Origin of the sequence: Marinobacter sp. ANT_B65, assembly GCF_002407605.1 — a bacterium.
GTDB lineage: Bacteria > Pseudomonadota > Gammaproteobacteria > Pseudomonadales > Oleiphilaceae > Marinobacter.
Genome location: NZ_NXGV01000007.1, coordinates 1 through 16,901 on the forward strand (window position 1 = coordinate 1; position 16,901 = coordinate 16,901).

13 protein-coding genes and 1 tRNA gene are annotated in these 16,901 nt (G+C 52.1%); all 14 read left to right on the top strand.

Annotation, left to right across the window (positions count from 1 at the left end):
- Positions 1–659: EF-Tu/IF-2/RF-3 family GTPase (locus CPA50_RS19205; RefSeq protein ID WP_264754024.1), on the top strand; the 659-nt coding region annotated here is incomplete at its 5' end.
- 37 nt (positions 660–696) lie between these two features.
- Positions 697–772, top strand: a tRNA-Trp gene (locus CPA50_RS19210).
- A gap of 34 nt (positions 773–806) precedes the next feature.
- Positions 807–1,175 (top strand): preprotein translocase subunit SecE, encoded by a 369-nt coding sequence (secE, locus tag CPA50_RS19215; RefSeq protein WP_096784161.1) that lies wholly within the window; start codon positions 807–809, stop codon positions 1,173–1,175.
- Positions 1,176–1,187: 12 nt separating this feature from the next.
- Positions 1,188–1,721, top strand: a complete 534-nt coding sequence (nusG, locus tag CPA50_RS19220; RefSeq protein WP_096784162.1) for a transcription termination/antitermination protein NusG — start codon at positions 1,188–1,190, stop codon at positions 1,719–1,721.
- Between the two features lie 100 nt (positions 1,722–1,821).
- On the top strand, positions 1,822–2,253 hold the full coding sequence (gene rplK, locus CPA50_RS19225; RefSeq protein WP_072799871.1) for a 50S ribosomal protein L11: 432 nt from the start codon (positions 1,822–1,824) through the stop codon (positions 2,251–2,253).
- 1 nt (position 2,254) lies between these two features.
- Complete coding sequence (gene rplA / locus CPA50_RS19230; protein ID WP_096784163.1) at positions 2,255–2,953, top strand: 50S ribosomal protein L1; 699 nt, start codon at positions 2,255–2,257, stop codon at positions 2,951–2,953.
- A 234-nt stretch (positions 2,954–3,187) separates the two neighbouring features.
- Positions 3,188–3,718, top strand: coding sequence for a 50S ribosomal protein L10 (rplJ, locus tag CPA50_RS19235; protein WP_096784164.1), 531 nt, complete (start codon positions 3,188–3,190; stop codon positions 3,716–3,718).
- Positions 3,719–3,757: 39 nt separating this feature from the next.
- The gene (gene rplL / locus CPA50_RS19240) at positions 3,758–4,132 is read left to right on the top strand and encodes a 50S ribosomal protein L7/L12 (RefSeq protein ID WP_096784165.1); all 375 of its coding nucleotides are present in this window, start codon (positions 3,758–3,760) and stop codon (positions 4,130–4,132) included.
- Between the two features lie 243 nt (positions 4,133–4,375).
- Positions 4,376–8,452, top strand: a complete 4,077-nt coding sequence (rpoB, locus tag CPA50_RS19245; protein ID WP_096784166.1) for a DNA-directed RNA polymerase subunit beta — start codon at positions 4,376–4,378, stop codon at positions 8,450–8,452.
- A 76-nt stretch (positions 8,453–8,528) separates the two neighbouring features.
- On the top strand, positions 8,529–12,743 hold the full coding sequence (gene rpoC, locus CPA50_RS19250) for a DNA-directed RNA polymerase subunit beta' (protein ID WP_096784167.1): 4,215 nt from the start codon (positions 8,529–8,531) through the stop codon (positions 12,741–12,743).
- A 162-nt stretch (positions 12,744–12,905) separates the two neighbouring features.
- Complete coding sequence (rpsL, locus tag CPA50_RS19255; RefSeq protein ID WP_072799863.1) at positions 12,906–13,280, top strand: 30S ribosomal protein S12; 375 nt, start codon at positions 12,906–12,908, stop codon at positions 13,278–13,280.
- 114 nt (positions 13,281–13,394) lie between these two features.
- A complete protein-coding gene (gene rpsG, locus CPA50_RS19260; protein ID WP_096784168.1) occupies positions 13,395–13,865 on the top strand; it encodes a 30S ribosomal protein S7 in 471 nt (156 codons plus the stop codon).
- Between the two features lie 18 nt (positions 13,866–13,883).
- On the top strand, positions 13,884–15,989 hold the full coding sequence (fusA, locus tag CPA50_RS19265) for an elongation factor G (RefSeq protein ID WP_096784169.1): 2,106 nt from the start codon (positions 13,884–13,886) through the stop codon (positions 15,987–15,989).
- A 35-nt stretch (positions 15,990–16,024) separates the two neighbouring features.
- Positions 16,025–16,901: elongation factor Tu (gene tuf, locus CPA50_RS19270; RefSeq protein WP_096784170.1), on the top strand; the 877-nt coding region annotated here is incomplete at its 3' end.

The following is a 16,901-nucleotide window of genomic DNA, read 5'->3' on the forward strand; positions in this document are numbered from 1 at the left end:
TGGAAGGTAAAGATGATAACGAAATGGGCACTACGGCTGTCAAGAAGCTGGTAGAAGCTCTGGATTCGTATATCCCTGAGCCTGAGCGTGCGATTGACCTGCCGTTCCTGATGCCGATTGAGGATGTATTCTCTATTTCGGGTCGTGGTACTGTTGTTACCGGTCGTGTAGAGCGCGGTATCGTCAAGGTTGGTGAAGAAGTTGAGATTGTTGGTATCAAGGATACCGTCAAGACTGTCTGCACCGGTGTTGAGATGTTCCGCAAGCTGCTTGACGAAGGTCGTGCTGGTGAGAACGTGGGTGTACTGCTTCGTGGTACCAAGCGTGATGATGTTGAGCGTGGTCAGGTTCTGTGTAAGCCAGGTTCTATCAAGCCGCACACCAAGTTCGAATGCGAAGTATACGTACTGAGCAAAGATGAAGGCGGTCGTCATACTCCGTTCTTCAANGGCTATCGTCCGCAGTTCTACTTCCGTACGACTGACGTAACCGGTTCCTGTGAATTGCCGGAAGGCGTGGAAATGGTTATGCCTGGCGATAACGTGAAGATGGAAGTGACGCTGATCGCTCCGATCGCCATGGAAGATGGTCTGCGCTTCGCGATTCGCGAAGGCGGCCGTACCGTTGGTGCAGGCGTGGTAGCAAAGATTATCGAGTAAAGTGCTCGATTGAAAGTGCACTGAGTAGTTTCGGTGCAGGCCAGTAGCTCAATTGGCAGAGCAGCGGTCTCCAAAACCGCAGGTTGGGGGTTCGATTCCCTCCTGGCCTGCCATTTTTTTAACATCCGGATACATAAGTTGATTCCCATGGAGTCAAAAGCCGTTCAGTCAAACAGTCGTTTCGACGTAGTGAAGTGGCTGGTTGTTTTTGTGCTGATTGCCGTAGGTGTTGTAGGTAATCAGTATTTCAGCGCCGAATCTCTGCTGTATCGGGTTCTGGCTCTTGTTGGTCTAGCTATCGTGGCAGTTTTTGTCGCTTTGCAGACCGCGCGTGGGCAGCGTTTTGCGACGTTGCTTAAAGAGGCTCGCGTTGAGATCCGGAAGGTGGTGTGGCCCACCAGGCCAGAACTGGTTCAGACTACAGTTATTGTCGTAGTTTTTGTGCTGGTTGTGTCCCTGTTGTTGTGGGGTATGGATTCGATAATCAGTTTGCTGGTCGCCGGATTTATCGGCTAACAGGAGTGGGCAATGGCTAAGCGCTGGTACGTAGTTCATGCATATTCCGGCTTCGAAAAGCACGTGATGCGCACTCTGATGGAGCGCATTGCTCTGGAAGGCATGGAGGACAGGTTCGGCGAGATCCTTGTTCCTACCGAAGAAGTTGTTGAGATGCGTGACGGGAAAAAGCGCAAGAGTGAGCGCAAGTTTTATCCTGGATACGTGCTTGTCCAAATGGAAATGGACGATGGTACCTGGCACCTTGTAAAAAATACGCCACGAGTACTTGGTTTTATCGGTGGGACTAAAGATAAGCCTGCACCAATCACTGAGCGCGAGGCAGAAGCTATTTTGCGTCGGGTAGAGAGTGGTGTAGACAAGCCTAAGCCCAAGACGTTGTTTGAGCCAGGCGAAGTTGTTCGCGTTGTTGAGGGTCCGTTTGCGGACTTCAATGGTGTGGTAGAAGAAGTTGACTACGATAAGAGTCGGGTCAAGGTCGCTGTTCTGATTTTCGGTCGTTCCACTCCGGTAGAACTGGAGTTTGGTCAGGTCGAAAAAGACTGACTGGTGGTTTTAACCAGAATGCTCGCGCGCTCAGGTGTCGCGGGCTTTTTGTGTCTGCAACGGGGAGCTGTAAAGCGTTTGAACCCATAGGAGTATTATCATGGCTAAAAAGATAGAAGCGTATATCAAGCTTCAGGTTGCTGCCGGTAAGGCCAACCCGAGTCCCCCTGTTGGTCCTGCCCTGGGTCAGCGCGGCGTTAATATCATGGAGTTCTGTAAGGCGTTTAACGCTCAGACTCAGGATATGGAAGCAGGTCTGCCTATTCCGACTGTTATTACTGTATACAGTGACCGTAGCTTCACTTTTATTACCAAAACCCCTCCCGCACCAGTTCTTCTGAAGAAGGCTGCCGGCGTGAAAAGCGGTTCTGGTCGTCCGAATACAGAAAAAGTTGGCAAGGTTACTCGCGAACAGCTTGAAGAAATTGCCAAAACTAAAGAGCCGGACCTGACTGCTGCCGATATGGATGCGGCTGTTCGTACCATTGCTGGAACTGCCCGCAGCATGGGCCTTACCGTGGAGGGCGTGTAACATGTCCAAGTTGAGCAAGCGTCAGAAGCTTATTCTTGAAAAGACAGATTCTACTCGCTCCTACTCTATTGATGAGGCAGTGTCACTGCTGGTTGAGTTGGGCCAGAGTGTAAAGTTCAAAGAGTCGTTGGATGTAGCGATCAACCTGGGTGTTGACGCACGTAAATCGGATCAGGTCGTGCGTAGCAGTACAGTATTACCGCACGGCACAGGCAAAACCGTTCGTGTTGCAGTCTTCACTCAGGGTGCAAACGCCGAGAAGGCAACTGCAGCTGGTGCTGACATTGTTGGTATGGACGACCTTGCTGAGGAAGTCAAAAAGGGCAATATGGATTTCGATGTGGTAATTGCCACTCCGGACGCCATGCGTGTTGTTGGTCAGTTGGGTCAGATTCTAGGGCCTCGCGGGCTGATGCCTAACCCTAAAGTGGGTACTGTTACTCCTGACGTTGAGACTGCGGTCAAAAACGCCAAGGCTGGTCAGGTACGTTACCGTACTGACAAGAACGGTATTATCCACTCTCCATTGGGTAATGTTGAATTCTCTGCGCAGAACATCAAGGAAAACCTTGAGTCTCTGATCGCGGATCTGAAAAAGGCCAAACCATCGGCGGCGAAAGGCGTGTATCTCAAGAAGATCACACTTTCCTCGACTATGGGTCCTGGCCTGACTATCGATCAAAGCGGTCTGGAAATCTGATCTCTTGGTCGGTAGTTACTTTGTAGTCTGGGCGGAAGCCAAGGCTGTCAAAGACCGCAGGCCCCTGAAGTCTCCGGACTGGAAGGGTTAAAGCAACGCCTGCGCAGACGGTGTGAAGACGTTCTCTCTGAACCCAAACACCGTTAAGGCGCCCTCAGGAAGCAGATTGTAGTCGCTTCCAGGGTAATGATGGGTTTGCCGGGAATACCCCCGGCGAAATCGAGGAGAAATCCAGTGGCAATTAGACTCGAAGACAAGAAAGCGATCGTCGCTGAAGTCAACGAGACTGCCGGTGGTGCTCTGTCTGTTGTTCTGGCTGACTATCGTGGTGTTACCTCCGGTGACATGACGGCTCTTCGTGCCAAAGCTCGTGCCGAGAATGTGCAACTCCGGGTTGTTCGTAACAACCTTGCGAAAATTGCAATTCGTGGTACTGAGTTTGAGTGCATTGATGAAGCTTTGGTTGGCCCGACAATTTTGGCGTTCTCAATGGAAGATCCTGGCGCAGCAGCACGCTTGCTGAAGGATTTTGCAAAAGAGAATGACGCATTCGAGATTAAAGGACTGGCAGTCGGCGGTGAGCTGATGAGCGCAGACCAGATCGATCGTCTTGCCAAGCTGCCAACACGTCATCAAGCGTTGACGATGCTGGCTGCAGTAACACAGGCACCAATCACCAAGCTGGCACGGACACTGAACGAAGTTCCTTCGAAAGTGACCCGCGCTGTAGCGGCAGTTCGCGACCAGAAGCAAGAAGCTGCTTGATTCTGTTGAACACCATTTTTATATTTTTGGGAGAAAGTCATGGCTCTGTCTAACGAAGACATTTTAAACGCAATTGCAGAAATGAGCGTAATGGACGTTGTAGCGCTGGTTGAAGCAATGGAAGAGAAGTTCGGCGTATCTGCCGCTGCTGCTGTTGCTGCTGCTCCTGCAGCTGCTGGCGAAGCTGCTGCTGCCGAAGAAAAGACCGAATTTGACGTTGTTCTGACCGGTGTCGGTGAGAAGAAAGTTAACGTTATCAAGGCTGTTCGTGAACTGACCGGCCTGGGTCTGAAAGAAGCGAAAGAAATGGTTGATGGCGCGCCTACAACTGTTAAAGAAGCTGCGAGCAAAGACGACGCAGAAGCGGCCAAAACCAAGCTTGAGGAAGCAGGCGCTTCTGTTGAGCTTAAGTAAGAGTCGGCTGTTGATCGAAACTGCGCTTCAAGCGTAGACAGGCTGGTGGCCTTTGTGCCACCGGCCTTTTTCTGTTGTATATGCTATAGAGTCTGGTTGGCACTTGCAGGTTGTTATTGGATCTGTGAAAGGCTGCCGGAGTCTTTGTTCAAGACGGCGCGATAAGCCGAGCAATTCGGCCCCGAAGCAAAACATTGGTTGCTTCTTGATACCAGGTATCAGGTCTAAAGCTGGGGAATGCAGATGACTTACTCCTATACTGAGAAAAAGCGGATTCGCAAAGATTTTAGTAAATTGCCTTCCGTGATGGATGTCCCCTATTTGCTGTCTATTCAGCTGGATTCATTCCGGGACTTCCTGCAAATGGAAGCCGCCCCTGGAGACCGTCGGGAAACCGGTCTTCATGCAGCATTCAAATCCGTATTCCCGATTGCCAGCTACTCTGGCAATGCTGCCCTCGAATACGTGAGCTACCGCATTGGTGAGCCCGTATTCGATGTCAAGGAATGCCAGCTTAGGGGCGTGACTTATGCGGCCCCGCTGAGAGTTAAAGTCCGCCTTATCATTTATGATAGGGAGTCGTCCAACAAGGCGATCAAGGACATCAAAGAGCAGGAAGTCTACATGGGCGAAATGCCCCTGATGACCGAGAATGGTACCTTTGTTATTAATGGTACCGAGCGAGTTATAGTTTCCCAGCTCCACCGCTCTCCCGGTGTGTTCTTTGATCATGATAAAGGTAAGACTCATTCATCTGGCAAGCTGTTGTACTCGGCCCGGGTGATTCCTTACCGTGGTTCGTGGCTCGATTTTGAGTTCGACCCGAAAGATTCCGTTTTCGTCCGCATCGACCGTCGACGCAAACTGCCTGCTTCGATCCTCCTGCGCGCGCTCGGTTACACCTCTGAGCAAATGCTGGAGATGTTCTTTGAAACCAGTAAGTTCGCTTTGGGTGCAGAAACCTGCAAGCTGGAACTGGTGCCAAGCCGGCTTCGCGGTGATATCGCGACATTTGATATCAAGGATAACGACGGCAAGCTGATTGTTGAAGAAGGTCGTCGGATTACAGCCCGTCACATCAAGCAGCTTGAAAAAGCCGGTATCAATGAGCTTGAGGTTCCTACCGAGTATCTGTACGGCCGGGTTCTGGCCAAGGATATGATTGATCAGGCGACTGGTGAGGTTCTGGTTGAGTGTAATGCCGAGCTGAGCGAAGAGGTTGTGACCAAGATTCTGGATGCTGGTGTAACAGAGATCGAAACTCTTTATACCAATGATCTGGACTGTGGTCCGTTCATGTCGGATACCTTGCGTATTGATCCAACTCGTAGCCCGCTTGAGGCTCTGGTTGAAATCTACAGGATGATGCGTCCTGGAGAGCCCCCCACCAAGGACTCTGCCGAAAACCTGTTTAACAATCTTTTCTTCTCCGCTGAGCGTTACGACTTGTCAGCAGTGGGCCGGATGAAGCTTAACCGTCGCCTGCGTCGGGAAGAGAGTACGGGTGAAGGAACGCTGACTCACGAAGATATAATCGATGTTCTTAAAACATTGATCGATATCCGTAACGGGCAGGGGAATGTCGATGACATCGATAACCTGGGTAACCGTCGCGTCCGTTGTGTTGGTGAGATGGCTGAAAACCAGTTCCGTGTAGGCCTGGTTCGTGTTGAGCGTGCTGTTCGTGAGCGTCTGAGTCTGGCCGAGAGTGAAGGCCTGATGCCTCAGGATCTGATCAACGCCAAGCCGGTTGCGGCTGCCGTCAAGGAATTCTTTGGCTCCAGCCAGCTGTCCCAGTTCATGGATCAGAATAACCCGCTGTCAGAGGTTACTCATAAACGTCGTATTTCGGCGCTTGGGCCAGGTGGCCTGACCCGTGAGCGTGCCGGGTTTGAGGTTCGTGACGTTCACCCGACGCATTACGGTCGAGTGTGTCCGATCGAGACGCCTGAGGGGCCGAACATTGGTCTTATCAACTCGCTTGCCACTTATGCCCGTGCCAACTCCTATGGATTCCTTGAGAGTCCTTACCGCAAGGTGGTAGATGGTGTTGTAACTGATGAGCTGGTTTACCTCTCGGCTATCGAAGAGAGCACCTACGTTATCGCCCAGGCTAGTGCTGCGATGGACGATGGTAAGCGACTGATGGACGAACTGGTTACTGTACGTCATCAGAATGAAACAACGGTCATGCCTCCTGAAAGTGTTAATTTCATGGATGTGTCGCCGCGTCAGGTAGTGTCCGTAGCGGCTTCGCTTATTCCGTTCCTGGAACACGACGATGCTAACCGGGCTCTTATGGGCGCGAACATGCAGCGGCAGGCAGTTCCTACACTGCGTTCCCAGGTGCCTTTGGTCGGTACCGGTGTTGAGCGTACAGTGGCTCAGGACTCCGGCGTTTGTGTGACTGCCCGTCGTGGTGGTGTGATTGAAAGTGTTGATGCGGCACGTATTGTTGTCCGCGTTAATAATGAGGAAACAGAGGCGGGTGACGCCGGTGTGGATATTTACAATCTCACTAAATACACCCGCTCGAACCAGAATACCTGTATCAACCAGCGTTCCATTGTTCGCCAGGGTGATGCCATTGCACGCGGTGATGTGCTGGCTGACGGGCCTTCTGTGGATCTCGGTGAGCTGGCTCTTGGCCAGAACATGCGTATCGCATTCATGCCATGGAACGGTTACAACTTCGAGGATTCCATCCTTATTTCCGAGAAGGTTGTTCAGGAAGATCGTCTGACCACCATCCACATTCAGGAACTGACCTGTGTGGCTCGTGATACCAAGCTGGGTAGCGAAGAAATCACTGCAGACATTCCGAATGTTGGTGAAAGCGCCCTGGCCAAGCTGGATGAGTCCGGTATTGTTTATATCGGTGCTGAAGTAGGCCCTGGCGATATTCTGGTGGGCAAGGTGACTCCGAAAGGTGAAACCCAGCTGACCCCGGAGGAAAAGCTCCTGAGGGCAATCTTCGGTGAGAAGGCGTCTGATGTAAAAGACACCTCCTCCCGTGTACCTACCGGTACCCGTGGAACAGTTATTGATGTTCAGGTCTTTACCCGGGATGGCATTGAGAAAGACCAGCGCGCCAAGGCAATTGAAAAAGAGCAGCTTGATCAATACCGCAAAGACCTGAAGGACGAGTATCGTATTGTTGAAGGCGCAACTTTTGAGCGTCTCCTGAATGCGTTGAAAGATCAGCCTGTAATCAGTGGCCCGGGCCTTAAAAAAGGCGCGACCCTTGATGAGGGTTACCTGGCAGAACTGCCTCGTTCAGACTGGTTCAAGCTGCGCATGCAGGATGAGAGCCTTAACGAACTGCTGGAGAAATCCGAGCAGGGTCTTGAAGAGCGCAAGAAAGAGCACGATGCGCGCTTTGATGACAAGAAAGGCAAGCTTCAGCAGGGTGATGATCTTGCACCGGGCGTCCTGAAAATCGTCAAGGTCTATCTTGCTATCAAACGCCGGATTCAGCCGGGTGACAAGATGGCCGGTCGTCACGGTAACAAGGGTGTTATCTCGGCGGTTATGCCGATTGAGGACATGCCTTATGACGTCGATGGCCGGACTGTCGATATTGTTCTGAACCCGTTGGGCGTTCCTTCGCGGATGAACGTAGGTCAGGTACTTGAAACCCATCTGGGTGCAGCTGCCAAAGGGCTCGGCGAACGTATTGCGAAGATGCTTGATGAGCAGCGCAAGATTGCAGATTTGCGTAAGCTGCTTGATGAGATCTATAACCACTCGGATGAAGTGTTCAAGGTCGACCTGGATTCCCTGAGCGACAAGGAAATTCAGGAGATGTGCCACAACCTGCGTGGAGGCGTGCCTATGGCTACGCCGGTGTTTGACGGGGCCAAAGAGGCCGAAGTCAAGCACATGCTGGAGTTGGCGGGGCTGAGCACAACCGGTCAGACCAAGCTATACGATGGTCGTACCGGCGAAGCTTTCGATCGTCCTGTGACTGTAGGATATATGTATATCCTCAAGTTGAACCACTTGATCGATGACAAGATGCATGCCCGTTCGACCGGTTCGTACAGTCTGGTTACTCAGCAGCCGCTGGGTGGTAAGGCGCAGTTCGGTGGTCAGCGCTTTGGTGAGATGGAAGTGTGGGCCCTAGAGGCTTACGGTGCAGCGTATACGCTGCAGGAAATGCTCACCGTTAAGTCTGATGATGTGAACGGCCGGACCAAGATGTACAAGAATATTGTCGATGGAGATCATCGGATGGAGCCCGGCATGCCGGAATCCTTCAACGTTCTTGTCAAGGAAATCCGTTCGTTGGGTATCGACATCGAGCTGGAATCTGAGTGAGCCGAATTGTTTTTGGCAGCGTGAGCGGGCACCTGAGGTGCCCGCCCGAGATTAACGCCATCCGGAGCTTTTACTGATGAAAGATTTGCTGAATCTTCTCAAGAGCCAGAACCAAAGCAAGGAATTTGATGCCATCCGTATTGGTTTGGCGTCACCTGACATGATCCGTTCCTGGTCCTTTGGCGAAGTTAAGAAGCCTGAGACTATTAACTACCGTACGTTCAAGCCTGAGCGTGACGGCCTTTTCTGTGCCAAGATCTTCGGCCCGATCAAGGATTATGAGTGCCTGTGTGGAAAGTACAAGCGCCTGAAACACCGCGGTGTTATCTGCGAAAAATGTGGTGTTGAAGTTGCGCTGGCAAGCGTTCGTCGTGAGCGCATGGGTCATATTGAGCTGGCCAGCCCGGTTGCTCATATCTGGTTCCTGAAGTCGCTGCCGTCCCGCATTGGCCTGATGCTGGACATGACGCTGCGCGATATTGAGCGGGTTTTGTACTTTGAATCGTTTATTGTGATCGATCCGGGCATGACCACGCTCGAGCGCGGTCAGTTGCTGAACGATGAGCAGTACTACGAAGCGCTTGAAGAGTTCGGTGACGAGTTCGATGCCCGTATGGGTGCTGAGGCTGTCAAGCAGTTGCTTGAAGATATTGATCTGCAGGAGCAGGTTGATTTGTTGCGGGAAGAAATCCCACAAACCAACTCTGAAACCAAGATCAAGAAGTTCAGCAAGCGGCTGAAAATTCTTGAAGCCTTCCTGTATTCCGGCAACAAGCCGGGCGATATGGTCATGACCGTGTTGCCGGTTCTGCCGCCGGATCTGCGCCCGCTGGTGCCTCTGGATGGTGGTCGTTTCGCTACATCCGATCTCAATGATCTGTATCGCAGGGTTATCAACCGGAACAACCGTCTCAAGCGCCTGCTGGAGCTGAATGCTCCAGACATTATCGTGCGTAACGAGAAGCGGATGCTGCAGGAAGCAGTAGATGCCCTGTTGGATAACGGTCGTCGTGGCCGGGCCATCACTGGCACCAACAAGCGTCCTCTGAAGTCCCTGGCAGACATGATCAAGGGTAAGCAAGGTCGATTCCGTCAGAACCTTCTCGGTAAGCGGGTCGACTATTCCGGTCGTTCTGTAATTGTTGTAGGCCCTTATCTTCGTCTGCATCAATGCGGTTTGCCGAAGAAAATGGCGTTGGAGCTGTTCAAGCCATTCATTTTCTCGAAGCTTGAGCATCGTGGCCTGGCCACCACTATCAAAGCCGCCAAGAAAATGGTCGAGCGTGAAGAAGGTGTGGTCTGGGATATTCTGGACGAGGTCATTCGTCAGCACCCGATAATGCTTAACCGTGCACCAACCTTGCACCGTCTTGGCATTCAGGCCTTTGAGCCTGTGCTGATCGAAGGTAAGGCAATCCAGTTGCATCCGCTGGTTTGTGCGGCTTACAACGCTGACTTCGACGGTGACCAGATGGCGGTACATGTACCGTTGACTCTGGAAGCCCAGCTCGAAGCCCGTGCCCTGATGATGTCTACCAACAACATCCTGTCGCCCGCTAATGGTGAACCGATTATTGTACCGTCTCAGGACGTAGTACTCGGTCTCTATTACATGACGCGTGAGCGTAAGAATGCTCTCGGCGAAGGCATGGTCTTTGCCGACATCAAGGAAGCACACCGTGCATATGGCGCTGGTCAGGTAGATCTGCAGGCCATCGTCAAGGTGCGCGTAAAGGAAGTGGCTATTCTTGAAAACGGTGAGCGTACGGAAGAGTACAAGATCGTGGATACCACGGTCGGTCGCGCATTGCTGTTTGATATAGTGCCGGACGGTCTCTCATATGAGCTGGTCAACAGGCCTATGGTCAAGAAGGCGATCTCGAGCCTTATCAATATCTGTTACCGTGATGCAGGGCTGAAAGAGACGGTTATTTTCGCCGATCAGCTCATGTATATGGGTTATCAGTATGCAACGGTTTCCGGTATCTCTATCGGTTTTAACGATTTTGAGATTCCTCCAGAGAAGTACGACCTGGTGGATGCTGCTTCCCAGGAAGTAAAAGATATCGAAACCCAGTACGCGTCAGGTCTGCTTACTCAGGGCGAGAAGTACAACAAGGTTATCGACATCTGGTCCCGAGCCAATGACAAGGTTTCCAAAGCCATGATGGAACGTCTGGCCAAGGAAAAGGTTCTTGGTCCGGATGGTCAGCCGGTTAAAGGTGAAGATGGCCAAGACCTTATGCAGGAGTCTTTCAACTCCGTCTATATGATGGCGGACTCCGGCGCTCGGGGTTCTGCAGCTCAGATTCGTCAGTTGGCGGGTATGCGTGGTCTGATGGCTAAGCCGGATGGCTCTATCATTGAGACGCCAATCACTGCGAACTTCCGTGAAGGTCTGAACGTACTTCAGTACTTTATCTCGACTCACGGCGCACGTAAGGGTCTGGCTGATACGGCATTGAAGACGGCAAACTCCGGTTATCTGACTCGCCGTCTGGTCGATGTTTCGCAGGATCTGGTTGTTACTGAAGAGGATTGCGGCACCGAAGAAGGTCTGCTCATGACGCCGCACATTGAGGGTGGCGACGTGGTTGTTCCTCTGGGTGATCGTGTTCTGGGCCGTGTTACTGCCCGGGATGCGTTTACGCCAATAGATAAAGAAAACGCCGTTGTTCCTGCAGGCACTCTGCTTGATGAGAAAATGATCGAAGCCCTTGAGGGCGCCGGTGTGGACGAGGTATGGGTGCGCTCTGCGATCACCTGTGAGACCCGTCACGGCATCTGCTCCAAGTGCTATGGTCGTGATCTCGCCCGTGGCCATCGTGTAAACGTTGGTGAGGCAGTAGGCGTTATTGCTGCGCAGTCGATCGGTGAGCCGGGAACCCAGCTTACTATGCGTACGTTCCACATCGGTGGTGCGGCAAGCCGGGCCTCGGCGGTAGATAATATTCAGGTCAAGCACGGTGGTACTGTACGCCTGCATAACCTGAAATCGCTCGAGAAAACAAACGGTTCTCTGGTTGTAATTTCCCGTTCATCTGCACTGGCTATTGCAGACGATCAGGGGCGTGAGCGTGAGTGGTACAAGCTTCCCTACGGTGCTGTGCTTTCTGTTAAGCACGGCGACACTGTTGAGGCGGGCGTTGTTGTTGCCAAGTGGGATCCACACACTCACCCGATTATCGCGGAAGCTGAAGGTACCGCCAAGTTCGTCAATATGGATCAGGGTATTACTGTACGTACCCAGACCGACGAACTTACCGGCTTGTCGACAATGGAAATTATCGATCCGAAGGAGCGCCCGGCAGCTGGTAAAGATATACGCCCGGCAATCCAGATGGTTGATGAGGCAGGAAATGACGTTGACCTGCCAGGTGGTGGCGCGGCGATATTCTTTATGCCGGCCAACGCTTTGGTGACAATGGCCAATGGCGCCCGTATCGAACTGGGTGATGTGGTTGCTCGTATTCCGCAGGCAAGCTCCAAGACCCGGGATATCACTGGTGGTCTGCCAAGGGTTGCCGATCTGTTTGAGGCCCGCCGGCCTAAAGAGTCGTCTATCCTGGCTGAGATCAGTGGCATGATTTCTTTCGGTAAGGAAACCAAAGGCAAGAAGCGTCTGGTTATCACGCCGAAAGATGCAGATCCTTATGAAGTTCTGATTCCAAAGCATCGCCAAATGAACGTGTTCGAAGGCGAAACGGTTGAAAAGGGTGAGGTAATATCCGACGGCCCATCCAATCCGCACGACATTTTGCGTCTGCTGGGTGTGGTTGAGTTGGCAAGGTATATCACCAATGAAATTCAGGACGTTTATCGTCTGCAAGGCGTTGTCATCAACGATAAGCACATCGAAGTCATTGTGCGTCAGATGCTTCGCAAGGTAGAAATTACCGATCCAGGTGATACTCAGCTGATTTCCGGAGATTCTGTGGAAATCAACAAGGTACTCGAAGCGAATGAAGCGGCTATTGCTGCCGATAAAGAACCTGCAAGGTTCGAGCGTTTGCTGCTGGGTATTACCAAGGCTTCTCTGGCTACCGAGTCGTTCATCTCTGCGGCTTCGTTCCAGGAAACAACCAGGGTACTCACCGAAGGTGCGGTAACCGGTAAGCGTGACTTTTTGCGCGGCCTGAAAGAAAACGTAGTGGTTGGTCGTCTGATTCCTGCGGGTACCGGTCTGGCCTATCACGCCGAGCGTCGACGTAAGCGCGAACTGGAACAACAGGGCGTTACTGCGGCTGACGTTGAAGAAGCACTGAGCGCAGAACTCAACCGCGGAAGTTGAGTTTGGCGAGCCATCTCCGTGTAGTTACTTATGCGGAGGTGGTTAAAAAGAGATCAGTCATCTTGACTGACAGGGGGTGCGGGCTTAAACTTGCGTCCCTTAAATTTTACCCCCTTCATTGGGGGTAAGTTTCATTGATATGGTTTTTTGGAGTTTGCTTACATGGCAACGATTAATCAGTTGGTGCGTAAGCCTCGTAAACGCAAGGTAGCCAAGAGCGATGTTCCTGCTCTTCAGGCTTGTCCTCAGCGCCGTGGTGTTTGCACTCGTGTTTACACTACAACGCCGAAGAAGCCGAACTCAGCACTGCGTAAAGTGTGTCGTGTTCGACTGACCAACGGTTTCGAGGTTTCCTCATACATTGGTGGTGAAGGTCACAACCTTCAGGAGCACAGTGTTGTGCTTATCCGTGGTGGTCGAGTAAAAGATCTTCCGGGTGTGCGCTATCACACTGTTCGCGGAACACTGGACACCCAGGGTGTGCAGAGCCGTAGGCAGGGTCGCTCCAAGTACGGTACAAAACGTCCCAAGTCCTGATATCCCAAGCGGGTGTCTTTTATCGTTGCTTGTCAGAACGGTAAGAGTAAGGCTGAGTAGCATGAGCTATCTCAGGGGTTCCTGAAGACCTTTTAATTAGATAAGGGCTTATCGATGCCTAGAAGAAGAGTTGCAGCCAAACGGGAAATTATCCCGGATCCTAAGTTCGGTAGTGCGCGTCTTGCCAAGTTCATCAACCACGTGATGGAGAGCGGTAAGAAGGCAGTTGCAGAGCGCATTGTTTACGGTGCTCTGACAATCGTTGCCGAGAAGTCCAATGAAGAGCCAATCGAGATGTTCGAGAAGGCCCTGGAGAACATCCAGCCGATGGTTGAGGTTAAGTCCCGTCGCGTTGGTGGTGCTACCTATCAGGTGCCTGTCGAAGTGCGGCCTTCCCGTCAGAATGCGCTGGCGATGCGCTGGCTCGTAGAGTTTTCACGGAAGCGTGGCGAGAAGTCCATGGCGCAGCGTCTGGCTGGTGAAATTCTTGACGCCGCTGACAGCAAAGGCTCCGCTGTTAAGAAGCGTGAAGACGTACACCGCATGGCAGAAGCCAACAAGGCGTTCTCTCACTTCCGTTTCTAACCAGCCGAGGTTTATACAGTGGCACGCAAAACTCCGATTAAACGTTACAGAAACATTGGTATCTGTGCGCACGTCGATGCGGGCAAAACCACAACGACCGAGCGTATTCTTTACTATACCGGTCGTAGCCATAAAATGGGCGAGACTCATGATGGCGCGTCTACTACTGACTGGATGGAGCAGGAGCAGGAGCGTGGTATCACCATTACCTCTGCTGCTGTTACTACATTCTGGCAGGGTATGGACAAGCAGTTCGACGAGCATCGTATCAACGTAATTGATACCCCGGGCCACGTTGACTTCACTATTGAAGTTGAGCGTTCGCTGCGGGTGCTTGATGGTGCTGTGGTTGTGTTCTGCGGTTCATCTGGTGTTGAGCCACAGTCAGAGACTGTATGGCGTCAGGCCAATAAATATGAAGTTCCACGCATGGTGTTCGTCAACAAGATGGACCGTGCCGGTGCTGACTTCCTGCGAGTGGTAGAGCAGATCAGAAGTCGCCTGGGTGCGACTCCTGTTCCGTTGCAGCTGCCGATCGGAGCTGAAGATAATTTCGACGGCGTTGTCGATCTGCTTCGCATGAAGGCGATCTACTGGAACAATGATGACATGGGTATGACCTACGAGTTGGGTGATATTCCTGCAGACATGGTAGATGAAGTTGCCAAGTACCGGGAACAGTTGGTAGAGGCTGCTGCCGAAGCCAATGAAGAGTACATGGAAAAGTATCTCGACGGTGGTGAGCTTTCCATCGAAGAGATCAAGAAGGGCTTGCGCTCGCGCACCATCGCCAATGAAATCGTACTGGCTTGCTGTGGATCTGCGTTCAAGAACAAGGGTGTCCAGGCTGTTCTGGATGCGGTCATTGAATATCTGCCAGCTCCGGATGAAGTAAAAGCCATCCGCGGTGAAGTTGATGAGGACGGAACTGAAGAAACTCGTCCGGTTGACGACAGTGCGCCGTTTGCGGCACTGGCATTCAAGATCGCTACCGACCCGTTCGTAGGCTCGCTGACCTTCTTCCGGGTGTACTCGGGTACGCTGGAATCCGGTAATGCTGTTTATAACTCGGTTAAAGGTAAGAGAGAGCGTGTGGGCCGTATGGTTCAGATGCATGCTAACGACCGGGAAGAAATCAAGGAAGTTCTGGCTGGTGATATTGCCGCGGCAATCGGTCTGAAAAACGTCACTACAGGCGATACTCTGTGTGACGAGAACCACAAGATCATCCTTGAGCGTATGGAATTTCCTGAGCCGGTTATTTCGGTAGCTGTAGAGCCGAAGTCCAAGGCGGATCAGGAGAAGATGGGTGTTGCGCTGGGCAAGCTTGCTCAGGAAGATCCGTCGTTCCGTGTGCGTACTGATGAAGAGTCCGGCCAGACCATTATTTCCGGTATGGGCGAGCTTCACCTGGATATTCTTGTTGACCGTATGCGTCGCGAGTTCAAGGTTGAGGCAAATATCGGTAAGCCTCAGGTTGCTTATCGTGAGTGTATTCGTAAGTCTGTGGACGTCGAAGGCAAGTTTGTTCGTCAGTCTGGTGGTCGTGGTCAGTATGGTCACGTTAAGGTCAGAATTGATCCGCTACCGCTGGACCAGGAAGATGCAGAAAACTTTATCTTCGTAAACGAAATTGTAGGTGGTGCAGTTCCGAAGGAATACATTCCGGCGGTTCAGCAGGGTATCTCGGAGCAGATGCAGAACGGCTGCTTGGCCGGCTATCCGCTGCTGGGTATCAAGGCAACCTTGTATGACGGTTCCTATCACGATGTGGACTCCAACGAAATGGCGTTCAAGGTCGCGGGTTCCATGGCGATGAAAAAAGGCGCTCTGGAAGCGAACCCGGCTCTACTGGAGCCGATGATGAAGGTTGAGGTTGTAACTCCTGAAGATTATATGGGTGACGTGGTGGGCGATTTGAACCGCCGTCGTGGCCTGATTCAGGGTATGGATGACGGTGTTGCGGGCAAGATTGTCCGTGCCGAAGTTCCGTTGTCGGAAATGTTTGGTTATGCGACTGATCTGCGTTCTGCAACTCAGGGTCGTGCGTCTTACGCGATGGAATTCTCGCGGTACGCCGAAGCGCCAAGCAATATTGCCGAAGCAATTATTAAAAAGGGTTGATACCCAGGACTTGAGTAACAGGAAGAGGTGTAACTGTGTCTAAATCTAAATTTGAGCGTAATAAGCCGCACCTGAACGTGGGCACTATTGGTCACGTAGACCATGGTAAGACGACTCTGACCGCTGCTCTGACTCGTGTATGTCACGAAGTATGGGGCACGGGTTCTGCGAGCGCATTCGATCAGATCGATAACGCACCGGAAGAGCGTGCGCGTGGTATAACCATCGCGACTTCGCACGTTGAGTATGATTCTCCTATGCGTCACTACGCGCACGTTGACTGCCCGGGTCACGCTGATTATGTGAAAAACATGATCACTGGTGCTGCTCAGATGGACGGCGCTATCCTGGTTGTGTCTGCAGCTGACGGCCCTATGCCTCAGACTCGCGAGCACATCCTGCTGTCCCGTCAGGTAGGCGTTCCTTACATCGTTGTGTTCATGAACAAAGCGGACATGGTCGACGATGAAGAGCTTCTGGAGCTGGTAGAAATGGAAGTGCGTGACCTTCTGGGCATGTACGACTTCCCGGCTGACGACACGCCGATCATTACTGGTTCTGCGTTGATGGCGCTGGAAGGTAAAGATGATAACGAAATGGGCACTACGGCTGTCAAGAAGCTGGTAGAAGCTCTGGATTCGTATATCCCTGAGCCTGAGCGTGCGATTGACCTGCCGTTCCTGATGCCGATTGAGGATGTATTCTCTATTTCGGGTCGTGGTACTGTTGTTACCGGTCGTGTAGAGCGCGGTATCGTCAAGGTTGGTGAAGAAGTTGAGATTGTTGGTATCAAGGATACCGTCAAGACTGTCTGCACCGGTGTTGAGATGTTCCGCAAGCTGCTTGACGAAGGTCGTGCTGGTGAGAACGTGGGTGTACTGCTTCGTGGTACCAAGCGTGATGATGTTGAGC